This window comes from Janthinobacterium sp. GW821-FHT03C08, assembly GCF_059420905.1.
Genome location: NZ_JBWKUP010000007.1, coordinates 215,174 through 240,913, shown reverse-complemented (window position 1 = coordinate 240,913; position 25,740 = coordinate 215,174). Strand labels below are relative to the sequence as shown.

At 67.1% G+C, this 25,740-nt stretch carries 30 protein-coding genes; 18 read left to right on the top strand and 12 right to left on the bottom strand.

What is annotated here, in order from left to right; genetic code table 11:
• Nucleotides 1–79 precede the first annotated feature (79 nt).
• The 5 genes from trxC (at nucleotide 80) to AC07VL_RS12055 (ending at nucleotide 2,868) form a co-directional block, all read left to right on the top strand.
• Complete coding sequence (gene trxC / locus AC07VL_RS12075) at nucleotides 80–532, top strand: thioredoxin TrxC (protein ID WP_494806053.1); 453 nt, start codon at nucleotides 80–82, stop codon at nucleotides 530–532.
• Nucleotides 533–602: 70 nt separating this feature from the next.
• Complete coding sequence (locus AC07VL_RS12070) at nucleotides 603–1,112, top strand: MarR family winged helix-turn-helix transcriptional regulator (protein WP_494806128.1); 510 nt, start codon at nucleotides 603–605, stop codon at nucleotides 1,110–1,112.
• On the top strand, nucleotides 1,109–1,855 hold the full coding sequence (locus tag AC07VL_RS12065) for a HEAT repeat domain-containing protein (protein WP_494806052.1): 747 nt from the start codon (nucleotides 1,109–1,111) through the stop codon (nucleotides 1,853–1,855). The genes AC07VL_RS12070 and AC07VL_RS12065 overlap by 4 nt, the downstream gene beginning before the upstream one ends.
• A 24-nt stretch (nucleotides 1,856–1,879) precedes the next feature.
• Entirely contained in the window at nucleotides 1,880–2,215 is a 336-nt protein-coding gene (locus tag AC07VL_RS12060; RefSeq protein WP_494806051.1) for a DUF6616 family protein, read from the top strand.
• A gap of 62 nt (nucleotides 2,216–2,277) precedes the next feature.
• Nucleotides 2,278–2,868: a DUF1287 domain-containing protein gene (locus tag AC07VL_RS12055; protein WP_494806050.1), complete on the top strand. Its 591-nt coding sequence runs from the start codon at nucleotides 2,278–2,280 to the stop codon at nucleotides 2,866–2,868.
• Here AC07VL_RS12055 and pdxR (AC07VL_RS12050) read toward each other — a convergent pair.
• Nucleotides 2,837–4,309, bottom strand: coding sequence for a MocR-like pyridoxine biosynthesis transcription factor PdxR (gene pdxR, locus AC07VL_RS12050; RefSeq protein ID WP_494806049.1), 1,473 nt, complete (start codon nucleotides 4,307–4,309; stop codon nucleotides 2,837–2,839). The genes AC07VL_RS12055 and pdxR (AC07VL_RS12050) overlap by 32 nt on opposite strands.
• A gap of 103 nt (nucleotides 4,310–4,412) precedes the next feature.
• Here pdxR (AC07VL_RS12050) and AC07VL_RS12045 point away from each other — a divergent pair, with 103 nt between their 5' ends.
• Nucleotides 4,413–4,853 carry a carboxymuconolactone decarboxylase family protein gene (locus AC07VL_RS12045; protein ID WP_494806048.1) on the top strand — a complete coding sequence of 147 codons (441 nt, stop codon included), beginning with the start codon at nucleotides 4,413–4,415 and terminating at the stop codon, nucleotides 4,851–4,853.
• Between the two features lie 80 nt (nucleotides 4,854–4,933).
• Nucleotides 4,934–5,248: a hypothetical protein gene (locus tag AC07VL_RS12040; RefSeq protein ID WP_494806047.1), complete on the top strand. Its 315-nt coding sequence runs from the start codon at nucleotides 4,934–4,936 to the stop codon at nucleotides 5,246–5,248.
• Between the two features lie 126 nt (nucleotides 5,249–5,374).
• On the opposite strand, the gene AC07VL_RS12035 is transcribed toward AC07VL_RS12040, so the two are convergent.
• Nucleotides 5,375–6,562 carry a multidrug effflux MFS transporter gene (locus tag AC07VL_RS12035; protein ID WP_494806046.1) on the bottom strand — a complete coding sequence of 396 codons (1,188 nt, stop codon included), beginning with the start codon at nucleotides 6,560–6,562 and terminating at the stop codon, nucleotides 5,375–5,377.
• A 200-nt stretch (nucleotides 6,563–6,762) separates the two neighbouring features.
• Between AC07VL_RS12035 and epsC the strand changes: the two genes are divergently transcribed.
• Entirely contained in the window at nucleotides 6,763–7,716 is a 954-nt protein-coding gene (epsC, locus tag AC07VL_RS12030; protein ID WP_494806045.1) for a serine O-acetyltransferase EpsC, read from the top strand.
• Nucleotides 7,717–7,852: 136 nt separating this feature from the next.
• On the opposite strand, the gene AC07VL_RS12025 is transcribed toward epsC, so the two are convergent.
• The 6 genes from AC07VL_RS12025 to AC07VL_RS12000 form a co-directional block, all read right to left on the bottom strand.
• Nucleotides 7,853–8,332, bottom strand: coding sequence for an META domain-containing protein (locus AC07VL_RS12025; protein ID WP_494806044.1), 480 nt, complete (start codon nucleotides 8,330–8,332; stop codon nucleotides 7,853–7,855).
• A gap of 85 nt (nucleotides 8,333–8,417) precedes the next feature.
• Nucleotides 8,418–9,326, bottom strand: a complete 909-nt coding sequence (bla, locus tag AC07VL_RS12020) for a subclass B3 metallo-beta-lactamase (RefSeq protein WP_494806043.1) — start codon at nucleotides 9,324–9,326, stop codon at nucleotides 8,418–8,420.
• 65 nt (nucleotides 9,327–9,391) lie between these two features.
• Entirely contained in the window at nucleotides 9,392–10,234 is an 843-nt protein-coding gene (locus AC07VL_RS12015) for a hypothetical protein (protein WP_494806042.1), read from the bottom strand.
• Between the two features lie 63 nt (nucleotides 10,235–10,297).
• Nucleotides 10,298–11,689 carry an LLM class flavin-dependent oxidoreductase gene (locus tag AC07VL_RS12010; RefSeq protein WP_494806041.1) on the bottom strand — a complete coding sequence of 464 codons (1,392 nt, stop codon included), beginning with the start codon at nucleotides 11,687–11,689 and terminating at the stop codon, nucleotides 10,298–10,300.
• 3 nt (nucleotides 11,690–11,692) lie between these two features.
• A complete protein-coding gene (locus AC07VL_RS12005) occupies nucleotides 11,693–12,520 on the bottom strand; it encodes a MetQ/NlpA family ABC transporter substrate-binding protein (RefSeq protein WP_494806040.1) in 828 nt (275 codons plus the stop codon).
• 21 nt (nucleotides 12,521–12,541) lie between these two features.
• Nucleotides 12,542–13,750, bottom strand: a complete 1,209-nt coding sequence (locus AC07VL_RS12000) for an acyl-CoA dehydrogenase family protein (RefSeq protein WP_494806039.1) — start codon at nucleotides 13,748–13,750, stop codon at nucleotides 12,542–12,544.
• A 254-nt stretch (nucleotides 13,751–14,004) separates the two neighbouring features.
• Here AC07VL_RS12000 and ssuE point away from each other — a divergent pair, with 254 nt between their 5' ends.
• The 5 genes from ssuE to AC07VL_RS11975 are packed head-to-tail and all read left to right on the top strand — an operon-like array spanning nucleotide 14,005 to nucleotide 18,481.
• Nucleotides 14,005–14,625, top strand: a complete 621-nt coding sequence (gene ssuE / locus AC07VL_RS11995; RefSeq protein WP_494806038.1) for an NADPH-dependent FMN reductase — start codon at nucleotides 14,005–14,007, stop codon at nucleotides 14,623–14,625.
• Nucleotides 14,626–14,649: 24 nt separating this feature from the next.
• Nucleotides 14,650–15,660 carry a sulfonate ABC transporter substrate-binding protein gene (locus tag AC07VL_RS11990; RefSeq protein ID WP_494806037.1) on the top strand — a complete coding sequence of 337 codons (1,011 nt, stop codon included), beginning with the start codon at nucleotides 14,650–14,652 and terminating at the stop codon, nucleotides 15,658–15,660.
• A 15-nt stretch (nucleotides 15,661–15,675) separates the two neighbouring features.
• Nucleotides 15,676–16,836: an FMNH2-dependent alkanesulfonate monooxygenase gene (gene ssuD / locus AC07VL_RS11985; RefSeq protein ID WP_494806036.1), complete on the top strand. Its 1,161-nt coding sequence runs from the start codon at nucleotides 15,676–15,678 to the stop codon at nucleotides 16,834–16,836.
• Nucleotide 16,837: 1 nt separating this feature from the next.
• A complete protein-coding gene (ssuC, locus tag AC07VL_RS11980; protein ID WP_494806035.1) occupies nucleotides 16,838–17,629 on the top strand; it encodes an aliphatic sulfonate ABC transporter permease SsuC in 792 nt (263 codons plus the stop codon).
• A 21-nt stretch (nucleotides 17,630–17,650) separates the two neighbouring features.
• A complete protein-coding gene (locus tag AC07VL_RS11975) occupies nucleotides 17,651–18,481 on the top strand; it encodes an ATP-binding cassette domain-containing protein (protein WP_494806034.1) in 831 nt (276 codons plus the stop codon).
• Here the strand turns inward: AC07VL_RS11975 and AC07VL_RS11970 are convergent.
• The gene (locus tag AC07VL_RS11970; protein WP_494806033.1) at nucleotides 18,438–19,148 is read right to left on the bottom strand and encodes an HAD-IA family hydrolase; all 711 of its coding nucleotides are present in this window, start codon (nucleotides 19,146–19,148) and stop codon (nucleotides 18,438–18,440) included. The two genes, AC07VL_RS11975 and AC07VL_RS11970, sit on opposite strands and share 44 nt — an antisense overlap.
• Nucleotides 19,149–19,203: 55 nt before the next feature.
• Complete coding sequence (locus tag AC07VL_RS11965) at nucleotides 19,204–19,659, bottom strand: META domain-containing protein (protein ID WP_494806032.1); 456 nt, start codon at nucleotides 19,657–19,659, stop codon at nucleotides 19,204–19,206.
• Between the two features lie 149 nt (nucleotides 19,660–19,808).
• On the opposite strand from AC07VL_RS11965, the gene AC07VL_RS11960 reads away from it, so the two are divergent.
• From AC07VL_RS11960 to AC07VL_RS11940, 5 genes are all read left to right on the top strand, one after another.
• The gene (locus AC07VL_RS11960) at nucleotides 19,809–20,750 is read left to right on the top strand and encodes a hypothetical protein (protein WP_494806031.1); all 942 of its coding nucleotides are present in this window, start codon (nucleotides 19,809–19,811) and stop codon (nucleotides 20,748–20,750) included.
• Nucleotides 20,747–22,222 carry a MocR-like pyridoxine biosynthesis transcription factor PdxR gene (gene pdxR, locus AC07VL_RS11955; RefSeq protein ID WP_494806030.1) on the top strand — a complete coding sequence of 492 codons (1,476 nt, stop codon included), beginning with the start codon at nucleotides 20,747–20,749 and terminating at the stop codon, nucleotides 22,220–22,222. The genes AC07VL_RS11960 and pdxR (AC07VL_RS11955) overlap by 4 nt, the downstream gene beginning before the upstream one ends.
• Nucleotides 22,223–22,399: 177 nt before the next feature.
• Nucleotides 22,400–23,536 (top strand): benzoate/H(+) symporter BenE family transporter, encoded by a 1,137-nt coding sequence (locus AC07VL_RS11950; RefSeq protein ID WP_494806127.1) that lies wholly within the window; start codon nucleotides 22,400–22,402, stop codon nucleotides 23,534–23,536.
• Nucleotides 23,537–23,620: 84 nt separating this feature from the next.
• Nucleotides 23,621–24,364, top strand: a complete 744-nt coding sequence (locus tag AC07VL_RS11945) for a CPBP family intramembrane glutamic endopeptidase (protein WP_494806029.1) — start codon at nucleotides 23,621–23,623, stop codon at nucleotides 24,362–24,364.
• A gap of 31 nt (nucleotides 24,365–24,395) precedes the next feature.
• Entirely contained in the window at nucleotides 24,396–24,938 is a 543-nt protein-coding gene (locus AC07VL_RS11940; protein WP_494806126.1) for a gamma carbonic anhydrase family protein, read from the top strand.
• A gap of 9 nt (nucleotides 24,939–24,947) precedes the next feature.
• On the opposite strand, the gene AC07VL_RS11935 is transcribed toward AC07VL_RS11940, so the two are convergent.
• Complete coding sequence (locus tag AC07VL_RS11935) at nucleotides 24,948–25,301, bottom strand: PH domain-containing protein (protein ID WP_494806028.1); 354 nt, start codon at nucleotides 25,299–25,301, stop codon at nucleotides 24,948–24,950.
• On the bottom strand, nucleotides 25,283–25,678 hold the full coding sequence (locus AC07VL_RS11930; protein ID WP_494806027.1) for a TetR/AcrR family transcriptional regulator: 396 nt from the start codon (nucleotides 25,676–25,678) through the stop codon (nucleotides 25,283–25,285). Before AC07VL_RS11930 ends, AC07VL_RS11935 begins: the two co-directional genes overlap by 19 nt.
• Between the last annotated feature and the right edge of the window lie 62 nt (nucleotides 25,679–25,740).

Sequence of the window (25,740 nt, the reverse complement as noted above, 5' to 3'; positions counted from 1 at the left end):
GCGCGCAAGCAATGGGGTGGTGCGATTCGCCGTAGAATGGCTGATCCGCCGGTAGCGCCGGCTTGCATTCAGGAATGCCATGACTACGACCACGCCAGATTCCCTGCACATCGTGTGCCCCCATTGCGACGCCGTCAACCGCCTGCCGGCCGCCCGCCTGCGCGAGCAGCCCACGTGCGGCAAATGCCAGAAAGACTTGTTCACGGGCCAGCCCGTGAACCTGGCCAGCGCCCGTTTCCTCAAGCATGTCGAGCGCAGCGACATCCCCGTGCTGGTGGATTTCTGGGCGCCGTGGTGCGGACCGTGCCGCAGCATGGCGCCATTCTACGCCCAGGCCGCCAAGGCCCTGGAGCCCGCGTTCCGCGTCGTCAAAGTGAATACGGAAGCGTCGCCGGACCTGGGCAGCCGTTTCAACATCCGCAGCATTCCCACCCTGGCCCTGTTCGTGCGCGGCGTGGAAGTGGCGCGCCAGCCGGGCGCCACCGATGCGAATGGCATCATCGCCTGGGCGAAGGACAAGGCGCGTTCCTAGGCCGCAGGGAAAACCGGAGAGGTTTTCCATTTGACATTTAATATGGCGCCATATTATATTGCGCCATATGATAAAACTCGAACAGAAATACACGGCCCTGCTGGGTGACGTGCAGCGCCGCGCCAGCGGTCTCGACATGGCGCAGTCCACCGCGCGCCTGCGCCTGTGCTTTGAAGTGCTGGGCCTGGCGTCCGCCATCGATGGCGATTGCGCCACGCGCCTGGGCCGGCATGGTTTGTCGGAAGGCAAGTTCGTCCTGCTGTCCCTGCTGCGCGACGTGCCCGAGGGACTCTCGCCGCACGAGCTGGCCGAGCGGGCGGGCGTCACGCGCGGCACCATCACGGGCTTGCTCGACGGCCTGGAGCGCGACGGTTTCCTCGCGCGCCACGGGGACCCGCTCGACCGGCGCAAGCTGCTGGTGCGCCTGGATGCCAAGGGAGAGGCCGCCGCCGCCACCCTCGTCGACGAACACGCGCAGTGGATCGCCAGCCTGTTTGCCGATTTCACGCCAGAAGAGATGCAGTTATTGAGCGGATTGTTGGAAAAAGCCTGGCGCAAGACGGACCGGGGCGCGGCATGAGTCGAGGCATCGCCGATATCGCGCCCGCGCGCCTGGCCCTCCTGAATGCAGGGAGCGTCGCCAGCGCCACCCTGACGGAAGGCCTGGCCATCGATTTTGCCCGGCTGCTGGCCGCCGCCGTGCCCGCCATCGGCGGGGACAGGCTGGCGCGGATGGGGGCGCAGGCCGCCGCCGGCATCACGCGGCGCATGGCGCTGGCGGCGCAACTGCTGCTGGAAGCCAACGTTGATCTGGTGCAATTGCAAGTCCACCCGTCCGATACGGTACGGGGCTGGGTCTGCTTTGCCATTGCCGCCCAGCCTGGCTTGAGCCTGCCGCAGCGGCTGGAGGCCATGCGGCCGCTGGCCGACGATGGGCATTTCGGCGTGCGCGAATGGGCCTGGCTGGCGCTGCGGCCCCTGCTGGCCGCCAGCCTGGAAGAAGCGCTGGCGCTGCTGCTGCCGTGGACAGGCGAGGCGTCGGAGCGCCTGCGCCGCTTTGCCTGCGAAGCGCTGCGCCCGCGCGGCGTGTGGTGCGCGCACATTCCCGAGCTAAAACAGCAGCCGCAGCTGGCCTTGCCCCTGCTGCAGTCCCTGCGCGCCGACCCGGCCGTCTACGTGCAGGATGCCGTGGCCAACTGGCTCAACGATGCGGCCAAGAGCCGGCCGGACTGGGTGCGCGGCGTATGCGCCCAATGGCTGGCGGAAAGCCCCGTTGCCGCGACCCTACGTATCTGCAAGCGGGCCCAGCGCTCGCTGGCCTGAGGATTCATCTTTCAAGGAGAAAACATGCATTATCTGCTAGAGCTGTACAGCCCGAAACCGGCCTGGCTGGCCCTCGACGGCGCCGCGCGCCAGGCGTATTTCGACACCGTCGGCGCCGGCATGGCGGCCCTGTCGGGCAGCGGTGCCGAGGCGCTGGCCATGGGCGCCATCGACGGCGGCAAGCTGCATGCGGCACCCCAGCAATTCTATGCCGTCTGGCGCTTCCCGGACGATGCGGCACTCGACGCCTTGCTGGCCGGCATCGCTGCCACGGGCTGGCATGATTACTTCGACACCGTCAATGCAGCCGGCCCCGCCGTGGATTTCCCCGGCCACCTGGCGCAGCTGGCGACCGTCTAAGCGTACGGCATTTTTCTTGCCGCTACGGTAAAGTTGGCATTTATACTCAAGCCCCGACCTTGATGCCCATCAAACCGCTTTTCACCGTGATGCTGGCGCTGGCGCCCCTGCTGGCCCCGGCCGCTCCCGCCACGCCGCAAGCCCTCGTCGCCGCCGCCCGCAGCCAGGTGGGCGTGACGGTGGCGTACGACCCGCGCTATGAGCGCCTCGCTTATCCGGGCGGCGACGTGCCGCTCGAGCGGGGCGTATGCACGGACGTGGTCGTGCGCGCCTATCGCCAACTGGGGCAGGATCTGCAGGTGCTGGTGCACGAAGACATGCGCAAGGCGTGGCAGGTGTACCGGCGGCAGGGGCGCTGGCAGATGAAGGGGCCGGACCGCAATATCGACCACCGCCGCGTGCCGAACCTGGGCACCTATTTTGCCCGCCACGGCACCAGCTTGCCGCCAAGCAAAGAAGCGCACGCCTACCGCGCGGGCGACATCGTCACCTGGCTCCTGCCGCGCAACCTCACGCACATCGGCATCGTCAGCGACAGGCAGTCGTGGGGCGGCGTGCCGCTGGTCATCCATAACATTGGCGCAGGCGTGCGCGAGGAAAATATCCTGTTCAGCTATCCCATCACGGGACACTATCGCTGGCAACCCCGCTGAGGGGCAGGGGCGCCATGTCCTGCAGGATCGCCAGCACGATGGCCAGCGCCGTGTCGATATCGAGCCTGTCGATGGCGCCATAGCCGAGGAACAGGCCCTCATGACGGGCGGGGCCATGGTAAAAGCTGGACAGGGCATACAGGCTGACGTCGGCCAACCGTGCCCGGCGCAGCAATTCGGCAATGTCGAGCGGTGCCTGTGCCAGGGCCGCCACGTGGAAGCCCGCGCTGGCCGGCACCAGGCGGAACCACGGCGACAGCGGGCCGTCGAACCAGTGCTGCAGCCGCTCGCGCCGCCCCGCATAGATGTCGTGGCAGCGGCGGATGTGGCGCAGCAAATGGCCGTCGTGGATGAACTTGGCCAGCGCATGCTGGCCCAGGCTGGCCGTATGGCAATCCGTCAGGTATTTCACCGTCTGCATGGCGGCCACGATGGCTTGCGGCAGCACGACATAGCCGAGGCGCAATTCCGGCAGCATGATCTTGGAAAAGCTGCCCACGTGCGCGACGACGCCGTAGCGGTCCATGCTTTGCAGGGAATCCTCGGGCCGGCCCTCGTAGCGGAAGGCGCTGTCGTAATCGTCCTCGATGACGATGGCGCCCAGCTGCTGCGCCCGCTCCAGCAGGGCATGGCGGCGCGCCATGCTCATCGGCATGCCGAGCGGAAACTGGTGGGCGGGCGTGACATAGATCAAGCGCGTGCCATCGGGGATCTGCCCGACGAGGAGGCCATCCTCGTCCACCGCCACGCCCGCCACGCGGGCGCCCTGGCTGGCGAACACGGCGCGCGCCACCGGGTAGCCCGGTTCTTCCACGGCCACCGTGTCGCCCGGTTCCAGCAGGGTCTGCGCCAGCAGGTGCAGGGCTTGCTGGGCGCCGCTGGTGACGAGTACCTGCTCCGGCGTGCAATGGATGCCGCGGCTGAAGGCGGCATGGCCGGCAATCGCCGCGCGCAAGGCGGGCAGGCCGGGCACGGGACCATAGCGGCCCCGCGCCTGGCCATCCTGGCGCAGCGCATGCAGCACGCAGGCGCGCCACTCATCCTGGGGGAAGTGCGAAGGCGTCGTGCGCCCGCCGATGAAGGCGTAGCGCGCCGGCTGCTCCTGGCTGGCGCGTCGCAGGGGCGTGGGCGTCGCTTCCCAGCGGGCGATGCGCTGGGCGCTGGCCAGCGGCGTGCTGGCATGGCGGCGCTGCGGCGAGGCGTGCGGCGTCTGCACGAAGCTGCCCACGCCGACTTTTCCTACCAGCAGCTTTTCATAGCCGAGCTTGTCATACACGTCGGACACCGTCTTGCGCGACAGGCCCAACTGACTGGCCAGCAGGCGCGAGGGGGGCAATTGCTGGCCATCGGCCAGGCGGCCGGAACGGATGGCCTCGCTGAGCTGGCGATACAGCTGGCCGCCCAGGTCGCGCGTGCCGTCGATCAGGATATGTAATTCCATGGAGTATCTGCTGGTGGTCTGCCGTTTTTCGGCAGGATTGGCCTGCCGCGCACTCTTCTTGCGCTTTTACAATGATGCATCTCTCATTATCAAGGAATACATCATGACACTGCAACGTATTGATTTCGCACAAGCTTCGCCGGACGTCGTCAAGGCCATGTACGCGCTGGAAGCGGCGATCGCCAAGCTGGGCGTGGAGCACTCGCTGCTCGAGCTGATCCGCCTGCGCGCTTCGCAAATCAACGGCTGCGCCTTTTGCGTGGACATGCACACGAGCGATGCGCGCAAGGCGGGCGAAACGGAGCGCCGGCTGTATGCCGTGTCCGTCTGGCGCGAAACGCCGTTCTTCACGCCGCGCGAACGGGCCGTGCTGGCCTGGACGGAGGCGCTGACCCTGCTGCCGCAGAACCATGCGTCCGACGACGTGTATGCGGCCCTGGCGGCCGAACTGACGCCGGCCGAAATGGTCAACGTCACCCTGGCCATCGGCTCCATCAATACGTGGAACCGCCTGGCCGTGGGTTTCCGCAAGATGCCGGAATAAGAACTGTGTTCGCTGGCGAACAGACGGCCGGCCCGGCATCGCCTACCTTGGCGTCATGATCCATCAGCCGGGGAAGCATCATGCAAGCGAGCGTGGGAGACGGCGTCGACAAGACGCCACAGGAACTGGACGCGGCACAGGAAGCGGCGCGCCGCGAATTCATCGCCGAACTGTGGCGGCGCTTCGAGGCGCTGCAGGAATGGGCCGTCAGCCACTGGCCCGACCGGGAACACCCGCTCAGTTCCGCCGACTTCGTCGAGGCGCGCAAGGAAATCTTGAGCTTGCGCTCGCCGGCCGGTTCCCTGAACCAGCCAGCCGCGCGCGATGGGACGGAGCCGGAACCGGAGCAGGGCGGCGCGCAGTATGTCGATGTGACGCCAGCGCCCTGGCCTTGAGGAGCGCCTGAGAAAACGTCCATGACTGCGTTGCCGTGCCTAGCCGTACTCGCGTACTGCCTGCGGCACGGCGCCTTGTCCTGAACGTTTTTCAGGTGCTCCCGTCCTGAAAATTCCCTGCACAAGTTACTGCTTGACCGCTTCCGCTTTTCCGCCCTGCGCAAACACCCAGCACAATAAACTCACCAGCAGACCCGCCATCACGCCATACGCCAGGTTCAGGGCGCTGTCGAACAGCAGCGGCGCCACCAGGCCCGAGACGAGCGCGAACAGCAGCATCTGGATGAAGGACTGCATCGACGATGCCAGGCCGCTGTTGTGGGGGAAGTGGTTCAGGGCCATCAGGGTCATCGGCGGCATGGCGATGGAGAGGGCGAACGAGTAGAAGAACAGGGGCAGCACGGCCCATGGTACTTCGGCGGCAAAGACATAGTTGTAGCCGATATTGGCGGCGGCCGCCACCAGCATCAAGATAAATCCGGCCCAGATCATCTGGCGCTGGCTGTAGCGGTGCGCGACCTTGGCCGACAGGGCCGAGCCGAACACCATGCCGCTGATCAGGGGAATGAACAGCCAGGCGAATGCCGTCTCCGGCAGGTGCAGGATGTTGATGATGAAGTAGGCGGCCGAACCGATGTACAGGGCGAAACCGCCAAAGGCGGCGCCGATGGCCGTCGACAGCAGCAAAAACTGGCGGTGGCACAGCACTTTCCAGTAATTGACGGCGATGTCGCCCAGGTGGAAGGCGTGGCGCTGCTCCCTCGGCAGGCTTTCCGGCAAGGCGCGCCAGACGACGACGAACATCAGCACGCCGAAGGCCGTCAGGAACCAGAAGATCGCCCGCCAGCCCAGGCCCACCTGCAGCCAGCCGCCCAGCACGGGCGCGATGGCCGGCGCGAGGGCAAACACCATCATGATGTGCGACAGGATCTTCTGCGCGGCGGCGCCCGAATAGCGGTCCTGCACGATGGCGCGGCCGATGACGGAACCGGCACCCGCGGACAGGCCCTGCAGCACGCGCCAGGCCAGCAGCCAGCCCAGCGTGGGCGCCAGCGCCGCGCCCACGGAGGCGATCACATACAGCACGAGCGAGACGAGGATGACGGGACGGCGGCCGAACGAGTCGGACAGGGTGCCGTAGAACAGCATCATGAAGGCGAACGTGAACAGGAAAAAGCTCAGGGTTTGCTGCACCAGCAGGGGGCTGGCATTGAAATCGTGCACGATGGCGGGGAAAGACGGCAGATACGTGTCAATTGCAAGCGGTCCGACCATCGCCAGGCCCGCCAAAATCCAGGTTAATAATTTAGTCATGTTGAAGAGTGTTTTTGTTAGTCCGTCATTTTACGCCAGCGGCAACAATCGGGTTGGCGCGGGCGCTGTTTGCCGCGTTGCGCCCGCTCATATGCGTTTTTCGCATATCAAACCTTGAAAACCTTCGTTGGCTTTGCCGTGCGCCGCCGCTAAGCTGGGGCGACCCGGCCTGTTCGCCATTTTTTCGGAAGTGATACACCATGCACAGCATTCATCCCGCGGCGCCCGCCGAGGAATCCGTCCAGTGGAACCTGGGTCCCGTGATCCAGGCGCTGCGCAGCTCGCGCGAAGACACGCACAAGATCCGCCATAACGGCAGGGTACGCGAACTGCCGTCGCGCGAAGCGCTGACCACTATCGTCAATGGCCTGTCGGCAGCCCTGTTCCCCACGCATTACGGGCGGCCCAACCTCACCGATGAAAGCATCGACTACTTTGTCGGCGATACCCTCAATACCACCCTGAACCGCCTCAGCGAGCAGGTGCGGCGCGGCCTGCTGTTTTCCGCCCCTGCGCACGCCGCCGCAGCTGGCGATGACGGAGCGGGCGCGGCCGACGACGCGGCCCTGGCCCAGCAGGCGCGCGACATCACGCGCGCGTTTGCCGCCAGCCTGCCCGGCATCCGCGCCCTGCTGGTGTCGGACGTGCAGGCCGCCTACGCGGGCGACCCGGCCGCCACCTCGGTGGCCGAGATCATGCTGTGCTACCCGGGCACCATCGCCATCCTGTACCACCGCCTGGCGCACCAGCTGCATGCCCTCGGCGCGCCGTTCCTGGCGCGCCTGATCGCCGACATCGCGCACACCCTGACGGGCATCGACATCCACCCGGGCGCGCAGATCGGCGCCAGTTTCTTCATCGACCACGGCACGGGCGTGGTGATCGGCGAGACGGCCATCATCGGCCAGCGCGTGCGCCTGTACCAGGCCGTGACGCTGGGCGCCAAGCGCTTCCCGGCGGACGCTTCCGGCGCGCTGATCAAGGGCACGCCGCGCCACCCCATCGTCGAGGACGACGTGGTGATCTACGCGGGCGCGACCGTGCTGGGGCGCATCACCATCGGCGCCGGTTCGACTGTGGGGGGGAATGTGTGGCTGACGCAGAGCGTGCCGCCTGATAGTAACGTGTCGCAGGCGCAGATGCGCAACGATTGAAGAGTGGCCGAGAAAACGTCCATGGCGGCGTTGCAGCGCCTGGCGTACTAGCGTACTGCCTGCGGCGCTGCGCCTTGCCCTGAACGTTTTTCGGGCACTCTTCAAGCCGGGCGGGGCGCCTGGCTTTGCAAAGACCTTACTTCACCGTCAGCGCTTCATAGCGGGCCACGGGCACGCCATCCTTGAGCAGCAGCAATTCCTGGTCGGCGTAGCGGTAGCCGTTGACTTCGCCCAGGGTGGTCAGCAGCTCGCGCTCGAGGTCCATGTCCTGCGGCTGGCACATCATCATGGTGCCGGCCAGTTGCGAAAAGCTCAGGGTGCTGACGCCATCGCTGGTGTAGCCGCCCATCATCTGGTTGCAGCCGCTATGGCCACTGGCGCGGCCTTCGGCCAGCAGCAGTGTCACTTCACGCTGCTCGGGCGCCTTGCGCACGACTTTCTTGCCCTTCAATTCCTTCAGCTTCCACTGCGTGCCCGCCAGCTTCGGCGCCGGCTGGGCGGGCGAGGTGGCGCCGGGCGCGGCGGCGGCCGCATCGGAGCGCACGGGCGTTTGCGCGCAGCCTGCCGTGATGGCGACGATGGCGGCGAGGGGAATCAGTCTGGCGAGTGTGAACATGGCATTTCCTTGTTGAAGTGATAGCCTCCAGCGTAGCAGATACGCGCCACGGCAGCGTGCACGGTTGACAAGCGCTTTGCCAAGCTTACTGCTGCATTTCCTGTTCCAGGCGGGCATCGAGCAGGGTGCGCGCCGCCGCCACGTAGGTCCGGCAGGCTTGCGGGTCGACGAAGGCCTCGCTGCCCGCCATGGCGCTCGCTTCCAGCCGTTCCCATAATTGCGACGCTTCCGGGTGGGCCGAGATCAGCACGTCGCAAGGCAGCTTTTCCAGGGTCTCGAAGCTGTGGCGCAGGTCCGCCACCGCGTTCGGATACTCGCTGCTGGCGCTGAACCTGAAGCCGGGGCGCGAGACGGCGTTGAGGCTGTCCGCGTACACCATGTTCAGGCAGCGGGGGCCCTCGCACGACTGCCACGTCCAGCTCAGGCCCCCGGGCGTGTGGCCCGGCGTGGCGTGCGCCGTCAGTCTGATCGGGCCGACATTGAACTGGCTGCCGTCGCGCGCCAGACGCATGTCCTTTACGGGCGGGTACTTGGGCAGCGCATGGTATTGCGGATCGTCCGGTCCCACCTCGCCCGACGCCAGGTCCAGCGCGGCCGACGGGCTGGCGGCCACCAGCGCATTGCTGCGCTGCTGCAGTTCGGCCAGGCCGCCCGCATGGTCGATATGGCCGTGCGAATTGAGTATCAGCTTGACATCCTCGATGCGAAAACCCAGCGCGCCGATATTGGCGGTGATCTTCTGTGCCGATTCCGGCAAGCCGCCGTCGATCAGCACATGGCCCTGCGGCGAGGTGATGAGCACCGAACTGAGGCCCTTCACGCCCACGTAATAGGTATTGCCGAAGATGCGGAACGGCGCCTGGTCGGCATTCCAGGCGGCGCAGGCTTCGCAGCCTGGTGTCGGCGGCGTGGCGGGCGCCTGCGCCAGCGCCAGGGAGGCATGGCCGGCCAGCAGCAGGGCCAGGGCCAGCGTGCGGGTATGAGTGAGGGGCATGGGTATCCTTGTCCGTGTTGCCGGGTTAGCTATGCTGACACGGAACGGGGCGCGACGCAAACGCATCACAAGGATGCGGGCGGCGCGCTGGCGGCATCCAGATATACCAGTTCGATCAAGGTATCGTCCGCATAGCGGGTGTCGCCGATCGGCGCGAGGAAGGTCTTGCCGCCATTGTTTACCGGCAGCGCGATGCGCTGGGCGCCGTCGAGCAGCGTGGCGCTGGCGATGGCCATGTCGCTGCGCGTGCCCATCTTGAGCTCCTTGGCGGAGCACCAGTCGGTGGTGCGCAGCAAGGTGCCGACGAGGGTGCGTACCCAGAACGGGATCTCCTTCTTGGCGATGGCAATCGTCACCTGGCACTGCAGGCGCAGGTCGCCCAGGCGGCGCATGTTGGCGGGCACGCCATCGCTGTGGATGGATGCCTGCCAGCGGTACTGGCCTTTTTTCTTGTTGGTGATCAGGTCCGCGTCCTCGCTGTCTGCCTGCGCGTTGCGCGGCAGCACGAAGCTGCCATTGGCCGACAGGGGCAGCGCAATCGATGTCTCGTTGCCGGCGATGCGCAAGGCCAGGTCCTGCATGGCGTCCGCCGGCGCGCCGGTGCCCGCATTGAGCTGGAAGCGCACGTCGCGCGCTTGCGGCGCCAGCGCATGGTATTCGTCAAAGGCGTCGAGGCCGGCCGCCATCACGCGGTACGATTTGAGTTCCGGGTTGCGGATGCTGTTGATGTGGATGGACCGGCCCGTCTCGGCAGGTGCCTCCGCCTGCGCTTCGGGCGGATGGTCGGCCGTGGTCCCGGCCTGCGCCGCGGCGTGGCTGCCGTACAGCAGGCCGGCGGCCAGGGCTGCGCAGGAGAGGAGGAATACGGGTTTGCCTGGCGAGAAAAAGGAGTGCACGCGCTTGTCCATGTGTTTTCAACATGGCAAGCTAACATGAATGGCAAGGCTTGTCACTGGGCCGCTGGCCCGCGCTCATGCCGCAGCCAGGGTGGCGCTGCCGGAACCGATGCTGACCTGGCGTCCCGCGTGGCCGGCCGGCAGGCGCGGACCCTGGCCGAACACCTTGTGGCGCAGGGTGCCTTCCTCGTACTGCGTGCGGTAGCGGCCGCGCCGCTGCAGTTCCGGCACGATGTGGGCCACGACGTCGGCCATGCTGTCGTGCGCCACGGCGAAGGCGAGGTTGAAGCCGTCGATGCCCGTGTCGTCCATCCAGCTTTCCAGCTGGTCGGCCACCTGGCGCGCGTCGCCGACGAGCACGGGGCCGCGCCCGCCCAGGCCGATGTATTCGGCGGCCTCGCGTACCGTCCATTTCCGCTCCGGGTCGGCCTGGCTGAACGAGGCCAGCGCCGAGCGGCCGGCCGGGGAGTCGATGTAGTCGATGGTGGCGTCGAGCGGGTAGCGGCTGAAATCGACGCCCGTCCAGCCGGACAGCAGCACCAGCGCCGCCTCGATATTGACGTGGCGCAGGTAGTCGGCGTGCTTGGCGCGCGCTTCTTCCTCGGTGGCGCCCGTGATGACCAGGGCCTGGGCGTAGATCAGCAGCGCCTCGCCATCGCGCCCGCTTTGCCGCACGGCGGCGCGCAAGTCGTCCGCGTAGCGTTTCACCACCGTCTTGCTGGGGCCACTGACAAAGGTGGCTTCCGCGTGGCACGCCGCGAAGCGCGTGCCGCGCGGCGAGGTGCCCGCCTGGTACAGCAGGGGCGTGCGCTGCGGCGACGGCTCGCACAAATGGATGCCGGGCACCTGGTAGTGGCGCCCGGCATGGTTGATCGGATGGACCTTGGCCGGATCGGCGTAGATGCCGCGCGCCTTGTCGTTGACGACGGCGTCGTCGTCCCAGCTCTTTTCCCACAGCTTGTAGACGACGTCCAGGTATTCGTCGGCCAGGTCGTAGCGCTCGTCGTGGCCCAGCTGCTGGCTCAAGCCCAGGTTGCGCGCCGCGCTATCGAGATAGCCGGTGACGATATTCCAGCCGATGCGCCCGTCCGTCAGATGATCGAGGGTGGAGATGCGCCGCGCGAACGTGTACGGGTGTTCATAGGTGAGGGCGCAGGTGACGCCGAAACCCAGGTGCGTGGTGGCCTGCGCCATGATGGGCACGAGGGCCAGTGGGTCGTTCAGCGGCACCTGCACGCCGTGTTCCAGGGCCGCATCGAGGCTGTCGCGGTAGACGTCGTACACGCCCAGCACGTCGGCGAGGAACACGGCGTCAAACAGGCCCGCTTCCAGCAGCCGCGCCAGTTCCGTCCAGTGTTCGGGATCGGTATAGCGGTGGCTGCGGTCGCGCGCGTGCGTCCATAGGCCCGGCGACTGGTGGCCGACGGTGTTCATCTGGAAGGCGTTGAAGCGTATCGTCTTCGCCATGGCTTATTTGGCCGCCGTCTGCAAGGCTTGCTGGTAGTCGGGTTTCGAGTAGCCGGCAAAGTGTTTATTCGTGATGTCGAGGAATTCGCGCGAGCGGTAGGCCGCCGCCAGGTCTTTCGCAAACTGCTTCTCCTTGTCCGCCGTGCGGATGGCCACCAGGTTGATGTAGTTGGGCGAGATTTTCTCGGCCACCAGCGCATCCGTCAGCTTCAGCCCCGACGCCAGCGCATAATTGCCGTTGATGAAAGAATAATCGGTGTCGCCCAGCGAGCGCGGCAGCTGCGCCGCCTCCAGCGGCAGCAGCTTGATTTTCTTCGTGTTGACGGCGATATCCTTTTCCGACGCGCGCACGGGGTCGAAATTGTCGCGCAGCTTGATCCATTTCAATTGGTCGAGCAGTACCAGCGCGCGCGCCTGGTTGGTCGGGTCGTTCGGCAAGCCCACCGTCGTGCCTTCCTTCACGTCGTCCAGGCTCTTGTGCTTCTTGCTGTAGATGGCGATCGGCGCCGTGGGGATCGTGATCAGGTCCGTCAGCGCCAGCTTGTGCTCTTGCGCGAATTTCTTCAGGTAGACGATGTGCTGGAACACGTTGGCGTCCAGCGAGCCCTCGGCCAGCGCGAAGTTGGGCTGGATGTAATCGTTGAATTCCACCAGCTTGACCTTGTAGCCCTGCTTTTCCAGGATGGGCTTGATGCCCAGCTTGATCTGGTCCGCATACGGCCCGGCGCTGGTGCCGATGGTGATGTCTTTCGGGTCCTTGGCGTGGGCCAAGCTGGCCGTCAGGGCCAGGGTCAGGGTGGCGAGAAGAACGGTGCGGCGGGCGATGGTCATGCTGGCTCCTTGGTGTGTGAATTATGAATACGCCGTCGGCTCGGGCACCGTGCCGGTCAAGGCAAAGCGTCCCAGATCGCGCAGCTTGTAGTCGATGGGGTCGTGCAGGGTATGCACGCGCACGTTGCGCCAGTAGCGGTCGAAGCCGTACCGGGCCGAGGTAGAGCGGGCGCCCGTCAGTTCGAACATCTGGCTGCTGATCTCCAGCCCCGCCTTGTGCGCCAGGCATTTCGCTTCAGCTACCGCGACGGCCAGCAAGCCCCGCTCGCGCGCCGTTACCAGCGCGCCCTTGCGGAACACGCTTTCCAGTTCCTGCGCCGCCGCGTCGGCCAGCACCTGCGCGGGGCGCAGCAAGAGCCACAGCTGGCCATAGCGGTGCTGCACCAGCGGGTCGTCCGTGGCCTGCGCCACGCCGGAGGCAAACCAGGCTTTCGCCTGCTCGTCCGTGTAGCGGCGCGCCGCCTCGAAGGCGCCTTCGGCGATGCCCAGGTACAGGTTGGCCATGATCAGCTGGGCGATCTGCGAACGCACGGTGGCCTGCGGCGTGGCCGCTTGCGCGGGCGCCTGCAGCACCAGCTCGCGCGGCAGGACGACACCCTGGAAATGCACGTTGCCGCTGTCCGTCTGGCGCTGGCCGAAGGCGTCCCAGTCCGCCTGCACGGTCACGCCATCCTGGCGCGTGGGCAGGGCGGCGATCAGCGCCGTCTGCGTGGGCGCGTGCCAGGCGGAGACGGTCAGCCAGTCCGACCCCACGGAGCCTGAAGAAAAGCTCTTGATGCCGTCGAGGATGAAACCGTCGGCGCTGTCGGTGGCGGTGGTCCTTTTGTCGAGGGGATTCAGGGCATTGCCCCAGAACAGGCGCTCGTCGACGGTGAGCGTCAGCAGGCGGCGCTGCTGCTGCGCGCTGCCATACAGCTGCAGGCCGGCCAGCTGCAGGTGGTGGAAGCCGAAGACATGCGCCAGCGCGCTGTCGGCGCGCGCCAGGATGCGGATCACCCGGTACACGAGGGGCCAGGAGGCGCCCTGGCCGCCGAATTCCACGGGAATCGACAGGGTCAGCAAGCCCGATTCGCGCAGCCATTCGCGCTCCTGCGCCGCGTGGCCGCCCGCCTGGTCGCGGGCATTGGCGGTCTCGGCCAGGCGGGCAGCCAGTGCCGTGGCGATGCGGATGGCGTCCTGCAGCGGTTCCGGTGCGGCGGGACGGGTGGCGTGGAGAAAGGCGCTAGACATGGGACAGTTCCAGAAAGACGATGAGGCTGATATTGCACCGCCGGGCGGGCGCAGTACACGAAGAAAACCGCACATGGATATGCGAAAAAAGCCGCACGGCTGCCTGCGCCCAGGCTTGCGGGGCGTCAGGCCCGGATAGACAAAAAACGCATATCGAAGCGCGAAAGCATTCGTTTTGCCGGACCGCTGATGGCGATAGGCTGCAAGCATCCAAGTAGCCAAATCAAACCATCACGTACAGGGACGGGCATCACATGAGCATCTTGTTATTGGGCGGCAGCCCCCAGCTACCATCGAGTTCCAGCCGCTTGCTGGCGCATATCGGCGAACAGCTGGCGCTGCAGGGCCACAGCTACGCCAGGCTGCACGTGCGCGACCTGCCGGCGCATGCCCTGCTGCAGGCCGATTACGCCGATGCGGCGATTGCCCGCGCCGTGCAGGCCGTGGCCGATGCCGACGCCATCGTCATCGCCACGCCCATCTACAAGGCGTCCTATACAGGCTTGCTGAAGGCCTTCCTCGACCTGTTGCCGCAGGATGGCCTGGCGGGCAAGCTGGTGCTGCCGCTGGCCACGGGCGGCGGCCATGCCCACACCCTGGCGCTCGACTATGCGCTGCGCCCCGTGCTGCATGCGCTGGGCGCCAAGCAGGTCTTCACCAGCATTTACGCGAATGCGCAGCAGCTGGCCTGGCACGAGGAGCGGGGCCTGAGCCTGGATGCGCCCATCGCCGCGCGCGTGCAGGCCGGCATCGACGACGTGTCCGCCGGCCTGTTCCTGCTGCAGGGCCGGCGTCCGCCGGCGCCCGCCGACATCGCCGCGCCCGCCCGTTCGCTGCACGACCAGCCCTACGCTGCCCACTATCAAGCCGCCTGATTATTCACCGACCAAGGAACCGCCATGACACACCGCCACGCACAACGCCTCTCGCGCCGTACCACTCTGGGCCTGCTGTTTGCCGCCGCTGCCGGCGTGATGACGGCCGGCATGCCCGCCGCGGCGCAGGCGCAGGCCAAGGGAGAAGTACAGGTGCAGGTGCGTATCGGCTACCAGAAATACGGCACCCTGACGTTGTTGAAGGGGCGCGGCACCCTGGAAAAACGCCTGGCCGAGCAGGGCGTGGGCGTGAAATGGACGGAGTTCCCGGCCGGCCCCGTGCTGCTGGAAGGTTTGAACGTGGGCAGCATCGATTTCGGCACCGTGGGCGAGGCGCCGCCCATCTTTGCGCAGGCGGCCGGCGCCAGCCTGGTGTATGTCGGCAATGAGCCGGCGTCGCCGGCCAGCGAAGCCATCGTCGTGCCCAAGGGTTCGGGCCTGCGCACCCTGGCCGACTTGAAGGGCAAGAAAATCGCCCTGAACAAGGGCTCGAACGTGCATTATCTGCTGTTGAAGGCGCTGGAAAAGGCGGGCGTCGCGTACACCGACATCCAGCCCGTGTTCCTGCCGCCGGCCGATGCGCGCGCCGCTTTCGAGCGGGGCAGCGTCGATGCCTGGGCCATATGGGACCCGTTCCTGGCGGCTGCCGAAAAGCAGCTGGGCGCCCGCGTGCTGGCCGATGGCAAGGGCCTGGTGGCAAACTACCAGTTCTACCTCGCCTCGCGCACGTATGCCGAGAAAAACCCGGAAATCCTGCGCATCGTGCTCGATGAAGTGGCCAAGGTCGATGACTGGGGCCGCAGCAACCCGGACGAAGTGGCGACCATCCTCGCCGCGCAGACGGGGCTGGGCAAGGATGTCGTGGCGCTGGCCGCCTCGCGCTATGCGTATGGCGTGAAACCCGTCTCCGTCGACGTCATCGCCTCGCAGCAAAGGGTGGCCGACGCCTTCTCCAGCCTGAAGCTGATCCCGAAACCCATCGTCGTCAAGGACGCGCTGCTGCCGTTGCGCCAGCTGGCCACCAGCAGCAAATAATCAAGGAATCCCACCATGTCATTGAATGTCTTCTGGTTCATCCCCACCCACGGCGACAGCCGCTACCTGGGCACGTCGCAGGGCGCGCGTCCCGTCGATGCCGACTATCTGCGCCAGGTGGCCGTGGCCGCCGACACCCTGGGCTACGACGGCGTGCTGCTGCCCACGGGCCGTTCCTGCGAAGATGCATGGGTGGTGGCCTCGTCGCTGATCAGCGTGACGCAAAAGCTCAAGTTCCTCGTGGCCGTGCGCCCCGGCCTGTCCACGCCGGGCCTGGCCGTGCGCATGGCGTCCACGTTCGACCGCCTGTCGAACGGGCGCCTCCTGATCAACGTCGTCACGGGCGGCGACCAGGGCGAACTGGAAGCGGACGGCCTGTTTGCCGACCACGCCAAGCGCTATGAAATCTCCGATGAATTCATCAAGGTGTGGCGCGCCACGCTGGCGGGCGAGGGCGGCGCGGCCGGCTACGATTTCGAGGGCAAGCATATCCAGGTGAAGGGCGCGAAAACCCTGTACCCGCCCGTGCAGAAGCCGTATCCGCCCCTGTATTTCGGCGGTTCGTCGGAACCGGCGCACGAACTGGCGGCCGAGCAGATGGACGTGTACCTGACGTGGGGCGAGCCGCCCGCCGCCGTCGCCGAGAAAATCGCCGACATCCGCGCGCGCGCAGCAAAAAAAGGCCGCACGGTGCGCTTCGGCATCCGCTTGCACGTGATCGTGCGCGAGACCAACGAGGCGGCCTGGCGCGCGGCCGAAGAACTGATCAGCCACCTGGACGACGAGGTCATCGCCAAGGCGCAGGCGGCGTTCGGCAAGATGGATTCCGTGGGCCAGCAGCGCATGGCTGCCCTGCACGGCGGGCGGCGCGACAAGCTGGAAGTGTCGCCGAATCTGTGGGCCGGCGTGGGCCTGGTGCGCGGCGGCGCGGGCACGGCCCTCGTGGGCGACGGCCCGACGGTGGTGGCGCGCATGCAGGAATACGCGGAGCTGGGCATCGACACCTTCATTTTCTCCGGTTATCCGCACCTGGAAGAGTCGTACCGCTTCGCCGAGCTGGTGTTCCCGCTGCTGGGCAAGGGCAAGGCCGTCGGCGAGCAATCCTTGAGCGGGCCATTCGGCGAAATCATGGCCAGCAATATCGTGCCGGCCGCGCCGCAGAAGAAGGCGGCCTGAGATGGCGGCCAGCTCCTTGCCACGGGCCGGCGCCGCGCCGTGGCGCAATGCCCTGGCGCCATGGGCATTGCCCGTGGCGCTGCTGCTGGCCTGGCAGCTGGCGGCGCAGTGGGGCTGGCTGTCGAGCCGCATCCTGCCCGAGCCGTGGGCCGTGGCGAAAGCCTTCTGGCACCTGGCCGTGTCGGGCGAGCTGTGGCTGCACCTGAAGACGAGCTTGTGGCGCGCCACCGTCGGTTTCGCCGTCGGCGCGGGACTGGGCTTGCTGCTGGGGCTATTGACGGGCAGCTTCCGCCACGCGGAAACCCTGCTCGACACGACATTGCAAATGGTGCGCAATATCCCGGCCCTGGCCCTGATCCCTCTGGTGATCCTGTGGTTCGGCATCGACGAGACGGCAAAACTCTTCCTGCTGGCCGTCGGCGTGTTTTTCCCCGTCTACCTGAATACCTTCCACGGCATCCGCTCGGCCGACCAGGGCCTGATCGAGATGGCGAAAAGCTATGGCCTGTCCGGCTGGCCGTTGTACCGCGACGTGATCCTGCCGGCCGCCATGCCCTCCATTTTGGTGGGCGTGCGCTTTTCGCTGGGCCTCGTGTGGGTGCTGCTGATCGTCGCCGAAACCATCTCGGCGCAGGCGGGCATCGGCTACATGACCATGAATGCGCGCGAATTTTTGCAGACGGACGTGGTGCTGGTGGGGATACTGCTGTACGCCCTGCTGGGCAAGCTGGCGGACCTGTTCTCGCGCCGGCTGGAGCGCCACTGCCTGCGCTGGAATCCCGCCTACCGATAGTGACTGAAGAAAGAGGACACCATGCTGCTCGCCCCCATCCAGATCGAAACGGACTTTTTGTCGCACTTCGTGCAGTACGACCCCGCCAGCGCGCCGCCGCAGGCGAGGGAGGCGCCACCGGCGCCCTTGCAGCGGCGCGGCGTGCCGCTGGCCCTGACGAAGCTGAGCAAGTCCTACGTTAGCCGTCCCGTGCTGAAAAACATCGACCTGCAGCTGGAAGCGGGCGAGTTCGTCGCCATCGTGGGGCGCAGCGGCTGCGGCAAGAGTACCTTGCTGCGCTCGATCGCGGGCCTGGAAAGCATCGACGACGGCCAGCTCACGGTCGGCGCGGGCATCGGCGCGCCCGACGTCCGCATCATGTTCCAGGAGCCGCGGCTGCTGCCGTGGAAATCGGTGCTCGACAACGTGGCCCTGGGCCTGCCCCGTTCCGTCGGCGCGGCGGCCGCCTCGCTGTGGACGGTGGGCCTGGCCGAGCGGGCGGACGACTGGCCGTCGGCCCTGTCGGGCGGGCAGAAGCAGCGCGTGGCGCTGGCGCGCGCCCTCGTGCACGAGCCGCAGCTGCTCTTGCTCGATGAGCCGCTCGGCGCGCTCGACGCCCTGACGCGCATCGAGATGCAGCAGCTGATCGAGTCGCTGTGGCTGGCGCGGGGCTTTACGGCCGTGCTGGTGACGCACGACGTGGCCGAGGCGGTGGCGCTGGCCGACCGCGTGCTGTTGATCGAGGAGGGGCAGATCACGCTGGACCTGCAGGTAGACTTGCCGCGCCCCCGCCAGCGCGGCAGTGCGGCCTTCGCCGCGCTGGAGCAGGCTATTTTGTCGCGCGTGCTGCAACCGACTCCGACAGCACGATGAAGCCGTCGCCATCGGCCGTTGCGACGATGCTGTCGTAGCTGTCGATGACGGGATGGCGCGTGGCCAGCGGGTGCGCATGCGTGGCCGTGACGACCATGACTTGCGCGCCGGCCGCTTCGCCCGCCTCGATGCCGACGGAGGCATCTTCGAACACCAGGCAATCCCCGGGCGCCACGCCCAGTTTTTCCGCCGCCAGCAGGTAGCAATCGGGCTTTGGTTTACCGGCCTTGACGTCTTCCGCCGTCACCATGACGGCCGGTATGGGCATGCCGGCCGCCTTCAGGCGGGCCGTGGCCAGCGCGCGCGGCGCCGACGTGACGATGGCCCACTGCGCCGGCGGCAGCGACGTCAAAAAACGCAGCGCGCCCGCGATTTCAATGATTCCCTCCACATCGACGATTTCCGCATCCGTGATGCCCTGCGACTCGCGCTGCGCGTCGACGCCCGGCAAGGCCAGTCTGGCGATGGTGTCGACGGAACGCGCGCCGTGGATGGTGGGCAGGAAGGCCGCCACGTCCAGGCCCTGGCGCTGCGCCCACGTGCCCCAGATGCGTTCGGCGGCGGCGATGGAATTGATGACGGTGCCGTCCATGTCAAAAAGAAAAGCCCGGTAGCGGCCGGCGGCCGATGGCGTTGGGGATGACGACGGCGAGGGCAGTGCGGACATGGCTTCCTTCCAATTGATGGGCTGGAAGCCATTGTAACGGCAGCCGGTTTTTATTTCACAGGTAGACCGACTCGAACGTGGCCACGGGCGCGCCATCCTTGAGCAGGATCAGGAATTCGCCCTCGAAGCGGTAGCCCGTCACGCTGTTCAAGTTGGCCAGCAGGGCGCTTTCCAGCTGCATCACGGGCGGCGGGCAGGCCATGCGCGTGCCCGCCAGCTGCGTGAAGCGCAGGGCCGTGCCAGCCAGCGTGTAGCCGCCCATGACCTGGTTGCAGCCCGTGAAACCGTGGACCTTGCCGTCGTCGGTGAGGGTGATGCGCACTTCGCGTTCCTGCTGCGGCGCCATCGTCACGGCGGCGCCATCGAGCTGCGTCAGCTTCCAGTAGGTATTCGTCAGGCTGTAGCTGGGCGCCAGGCCGGTGTCGGGCGGGGCGCTGTCCGGCGTGGCGGCGCAGCCGCCCGCCATGGCGATGGCGGCGGCGAGGGAAAGAGAGGTCAGGCGAGGCAGCATGGAAGGCTCCTGTGAATGAGAACAGCCGTCAGACTAGCAGCTTTCCCGTGCCGGCCCGCGTACGCCAGCGGAGAATGTTTCCATTTTGCCAGCACTGGCATTACACTCATGCTTTCTTCTGTATTCACTTTGATCGGGGAGCCTGGCCGATGCTGCAAGCGCAAGCGCTGGATAATCGACTCGTCGCCACCAGTGCCGACGACGTGCTGGTCGACCGCATCGTGCCCGGCGCGCCGCTGGTGATCGCCTTTGGCTTCGTCTCGTGGACCACGCGCCCCGCCTTCGATTTTTACGGGCGCCTGCGCAAGCTGGAGCAGGCCAGCGGCCAGCACCTGAACAAGATCCTCGTGCGCGATTCGGGCAACGCCTGGTATCACCGCCGCATCGCGGGCCTGGGCAATCACGTGGACGAATCGGCGCAAGCCTTGCGCAAGCTCGTGCTTCGCATTGCGCCAAGCCAGGTCACCACCGTCGGCCAGTCCATGGGCGCGTATGCGGCCGTCATGTATGGCTTGCTGCTCGAGGTGCAGCAGATCGTCGCCTTCGGCCCGCTATCCTTTCTCGACGTGGAGCAGGCGCATTTGTACCATGAGCTGCGCTGGCTGTCCGTGATGGAGTCGCTGGCGCAGGACCCGCCAGCGTCAGGCTACCCGGACCTGGCAGCCCTGTGCCGCGCCAGGGCGACGCCGCACACGCACATGCACCTGGTGTTCGGCACCCGGCCGGATGCGGCCAATGCTGGCGCGGGCGCCAGCGAATCGGTGAACCTCGACGCCATGCACGCGCAGCGCCTGGCGCCCTTTGGCCGCTGCACCCTGCATCCGTTTCCCCATTCGGGCCACGCGGTGGTGCAACACCTGATCGACACGAAGCGCATCAATGGTCTGCTGGCCAGCTGCATACTCGGTCTTGCGCTGGAAGATGAACCCATGCCGGACATCAGCCGCGAATGGCAGGACTGGGTGGCTGAAAACCTGCGCCTGGGCTGCGCCGGCGCCCAGCTGGTGGCGGTGCTGCAGCAGCACGGCTTTTCGCATGCCAGCAGCGTGGCCGCCGTGGCCGCCGCCGGCGCCGCGCCGACAGCGCCATGACGCCGCGGTTCGAACTCGAGACCCTGAAAATCCGGCTCGCCGCGCCTGAACTGGCGGCGCTCGACCTGCGCGTGCGCGTGCAGCGCGCGCTGCGCCAGCTGATGCTCGACGGCGTGCTGGCGCCCGGCCTGCGCCTGCCGGCCACGCGCGCGCTGGCGCAATCGCTGGGCGTGTCGCGCGATACGGTGGAACTGGCCTACGCGCAGCTGCGCCTGGACGGCTATGTGCGGCGGCAGGCGGGATCGGGCAGTTTCGTTTCGGCCTCGATCGGCGCGAGCTTGCTGGGCAAGCCTGCGAAAGGGCTGGCGCCCGTGTCCGCGCAGCCGGTGGCGCTCAGCGCGCGCGGCGCGCAAATTCTCGCCAGCGGCGGCGTGACCGACCAGCAGCGCGTGCAGGCATTCGCCACGGGCTTGCCGGAAACGCGGGCCTTCCCCGTCGACGTGTGGGAGCGGCTGCGGCGCCAGGCCGCCGGCGAGCACCGTGCCAAGGTGCTGCTGCATGGCGACCCGCAAGGCGCCGAACCGCTGCGCCAGGCCATCGCCGACTATGTCAACCTGGAGCGGGGCGCGCGGGCCACGGCCGGCCAGGTGCTGGTGCTGAGCAGCACGCGCCAGGCCCTGTACCTGTGCGCGCAGGTCCTGGCCGACGCGCATGGCCCGATATTGATGGAAGATCCCGGCTATTTCGGCGCGCGCAAGGCGTTCGAGATGGCGCAATTGACGGTGGTGCCCGTGCCCGTCGATGCGCAGGGCCTGTGCATGGACAGCCTGCGCGCCGATACGAGCGGCGCCAGCGTCGTGTATGTGACGCCGTCGCACCAGTACCCGACGGGCGCCACCCTGGCGCTGGAGCGCCGCCTGGACCTGGTCGCCTGGGCCGCCGAACGCCAGGGCTGGATCATCGAGGACGACTACGACAGCCAGTTCCATTACGCGGGCTTGCCGACGGCCTGCGTGCAGGGGCTCGATACGCAGCAGCGCACGATTTACCTGGGCACGTTCGCCAAGTCGCTGTACCCGGGCCTGCGCATCGGCTACATGGTGCTGCCGCCGGCGCTGGTCAAGCCGATGACGCACGCGCGCAGCATCCTCGATGGCCACACGCCGCAGCTGGACCAGCTGACCCTGGCCCGTTTCATCGCCGACGGCCATTTTGCCGCCCATGTGCGCGCCATGCGTAAAATCTACGCCGTGCGCCGCGATGCGATGGCGCAGGCCGTGCAGCGGCACCTGGCCCACATCGTGACGGCGCAGCTGCCGCCGGGCGGCCTGCAGATACCGTGCCGGCTGCGCGAGGGCAGGGACGAGCTGGCGACGATCCGCCTGGCGGCGCAGGCGGGCATCGTGCTGCCGGGCCTGAGCCGCCTGTATGCGACGCCGCCGGAGCGCGGCGGGTGGCTGCTGGGCTTTGCGGCCCTGACCCCGCACGAAATCGACAGCGGCATCGTCCGCCTGGCGCGCGCGCTGGACTGATACGCTCAAAGTGGTCTGCCGTACGCGCTGAAATTGGCCTGCTTTGGCAGGCCATCTGGCCGCTACCATGCTCCCTTTCAATGGCAGGGAGGCATACGCATGACAACCAACGCAACAAGCACTGCAAGTTCCACCGCGGCGGACGGGCTGCGCTGGCACGATCTCGTTTCGCCGGCCATGGCGGCCTGCATTTCCGTCCTCGTCAACTATGGCGGCACCTTCGTGCTGGTGTTCCAGGCGGCGCAACTGGCCCAGTTGAGCGCGGCGCAGACGGCATCCTGGGTCTGGTCGCTGAGCATCGGCGTGGGCGTCACGGGCATCTGGCTCAGCTACCGCTACCGCGCGCCCGTCATCACGGCCTGGTCGACGCCCGGCGTGGCTTTTCTCGCCACCGTCATGCCGCACACGCCGTATGCGGAGGTGATCGGCGCCTACATGCTGTCGGCCATCGCCTTCATCCTGCTGGGCCTGTCCGGTGCCTTCGAGCGCCTGGTGCGGTTGATTCCGGGTGGCATCGCCGCCGGCTTGCTGGCGGGCATACTGCTGCAGTTCGGCGTGAATGCCTTCGGCGGCGCCAGCGCCGATCCCGTGCTGGTGGCCGTGCTGCTGCTGTCGTATGCGCTGCTGCGCCGGTTTACGGCGCGCTATGCCGTGGTGGGCATCATGCTGATTGGCCTGGTCCTGCTGCTGGCACAGGGGCGCATCGACGTGCAAGGCATAGCACTGGCGCTGGCCGCGCCCGTGCTGGAGATGCCGCGCTTTTCCCTGTCGGCCCTGCTGGGCGTGGCGCTGCCCCTGTTCCTGATCACCCTGACGGGCCAGTACATGCCCGGCATGCTGGTGCTGCGCAACGACGGCTACCAGGTCAGCGCCAATCCGATTTTGACGGTGACGGGACTCGGCTCGCTGCTCATGGCGCCGTTCGGTGCACACGCCTTCAACGTGGCCGCCATCACGGCCGCCATCTGCACGGGCAAGGATGCCCATGCGGAGCCATCGAAGCGCTATGTGGCGGGACTGGCCTGCGGCGCGCTGTACATCACGGTGGGTATCTTCGGCGTGACGCTGGCCAGCCTGTTCATGGTCTTGCCGCGCACCTTCATCGCCACCCTGGCGGGACTGGCCCTGCTGGGCGCCATCGGCAACAGCCTGGCGCAGGCCATGGCGGACGCGCGCACGCGCGAGACGGCGCTGATCACCTTTCTCGCCACGGCGGCCAACGTGACCCTGCTGGGCGTGGGCGGCGCCCTGTGGGGCCTGGTGGCGGGGCTGGCGGCGCATGGGCTGATGCATGGCTGGCGCAAGGCGGCATAGCAAGACAGGTTGCCCGTTTTGCCAGCCGGCGCATACAATTGCCAGCCTGTGCCCGTTGGCACCGTACTTTTCCCGATGCGAGCGATGGCCGACCTGACTTCCCTGGCGCAGTACCTGCTGGCGATCACGCCCGCCTTCCTCGTCTGCGCCGCCTTGCTGCTGGTGTTGCCACGTACTGTGCCGCGTACCGTCCCGCTGCTGCGCGTGCTCGTGCACATCCTGTTTTTCGTGCTGGCGCGCGATGCCATGACGGCGCACGGCTACTGGCAGGTGGCGGCGGGCGGCCTGCGCTTCACGGCGCCGCCGCCGGTCTTGCTGGCGCTGGGCGCCATGTCGCTGGCCCTGGTGGCAAGTACGTGCTGGCTGGAAAGCGAGGCGCGCCGCCAGGTCCGCTGGTGCGGCACGCGGCCGCTCCTGTCCGTGCTGCAGGGCGTGGCCGGTGCCGCCCTGATCGTCGGGCTGGCGATCGGTTTGAAAGCCGCGTTCGGCCTGCCGTCGCTGCCGCCCGTGCCCGTTTCCGCATGGCCATTGCTGCTGGGTTTTGCGCTGGCGGCCAACTGTTACGAGGAATGGCTGTTCCGCGGTTTGCTGCAGCAGCAATTGCGTGCCTGGCTGCCCGCCTGGCGCGCGGCGCTCGCGTCGGGCCTGCTGTTTGGCTTGTGCCACGCCTTTCTCGCCACCACCGTGACGCAGGTGGGCGCGCCCATCCTCGTGTTTACCGTGATCGAGGGCGTGGTGGCGGGACTGGTATATTGCCGTGCCGGCTTGCTGGGCGCCTCCCTGGCCCATGGCCTGGCGATTTTCGCGCTGGCCGCCGGCTGGGTGTGAATGTTGATTATTAATGAAAAGCGAGAAAACGATGCCTGTCAGTTCCTACCTGAATACCCGTCCCGTGCTGGGCGAGCGCGTGTACCTGCATGACACGGCGCAAGTGATTGGCGATGTGCAGATCGGCGACGACTGTTCCATCTGGTGCAACAGCGTGCTGCGGGGCGACGTCAACCGCATCGTCATCGGCGAAGGCAGCAATATCCAGGACTTTTCCATGGGCCATGTGTCGCACAGGAATGCGGCCAAGCCGGACGGTTCACCGTTGACCATCGGCAAGTACGTGACCATCGGCCACTCCGTGATCTTGCACGGTTGCACCATCGGCGACGAGTGCCTGATCGGCATGGGCAGCATCGTCATGGATGACGTGGTGGTGGAAAAGCACGTGATGCTGGGCGCGGGCAGCCTCGTGTCGCCGGGCAAGGTGCTGGAAAGCGGCCACCTGTACGTGGGTCGTCCGGCCGCCAAGGTGCGCCCGCTTACCGAGGCCGAGATCGCCTACCTGCGCTACTCGGCCGAGCATTACGTGCGCGTGAAGAACAATTACCTGGCGGGCGGCGAGTCCGCCTGAGGCGCAGTCCTAGCGCGCGGCTGCCGCATTGATGCGCGCGGCCAGGGCGCGCGCGTCGGCAACCCCCAGCACCAGGCGCGCCCACTTTTCGTCCTGCAACTCGATCACCAGCGGCTGCGTGCCGCGCGTCATGAAGACGAACTGGCGGTCGCCGCCCTTGTGGTAGGTACCCGCTGAAATGACGCCCGGCAAGCCCGTGCCCGGCGCGCGCAAGCCCAGTGCCGTGCCGCGGAAGCCGTCATCATCGGTTGCGCCGCGGACATGCCGCAGGGGAATGCGCAGGTTGCCCTGGAAGGATGCCAGCTTTTCCCACAGGGCCAGACGGACGGTCAGTGCTTCATCGTTCAATTCGAGGGTGGGCATGGTGTCTCCTTGGGTGGGTGGTTGAGGTGGCTTAACAGGCGTTCGCCCAGCAGGCGGGCCGTATCGGCGCCCGTTTCCTGCACGGCGGCACGGCATTGTTCCGTGATGGCGGCGTCCGACGGCGCCAGTTCCTTCAGCGCGATGATCAGCAAATCCACCGCTTCCTCCCGCGCGGGCCAGCCGGCTTGCAGCGCCTGCGCCAGCACGCGCTCGAACAGGTGGTGCTTGGAGCCGAATGCCTTGTACAGGCTGCCGCGCAGCAGGCCGGTCGCCTTCACCAGGTCATCGATGGATGCGGCGTTGTAGCCGAGCTTGCCAAACACAGTGGCGGCCTGGGCTACGACGGTTGCTTCTTCAAAGTTGCGTGGTCTGGCCATGCTCGGTCCGCAAAGGGGATGGGGCGGCATGCCCTGTCCATGGCCTTACTATAGGCATTGGT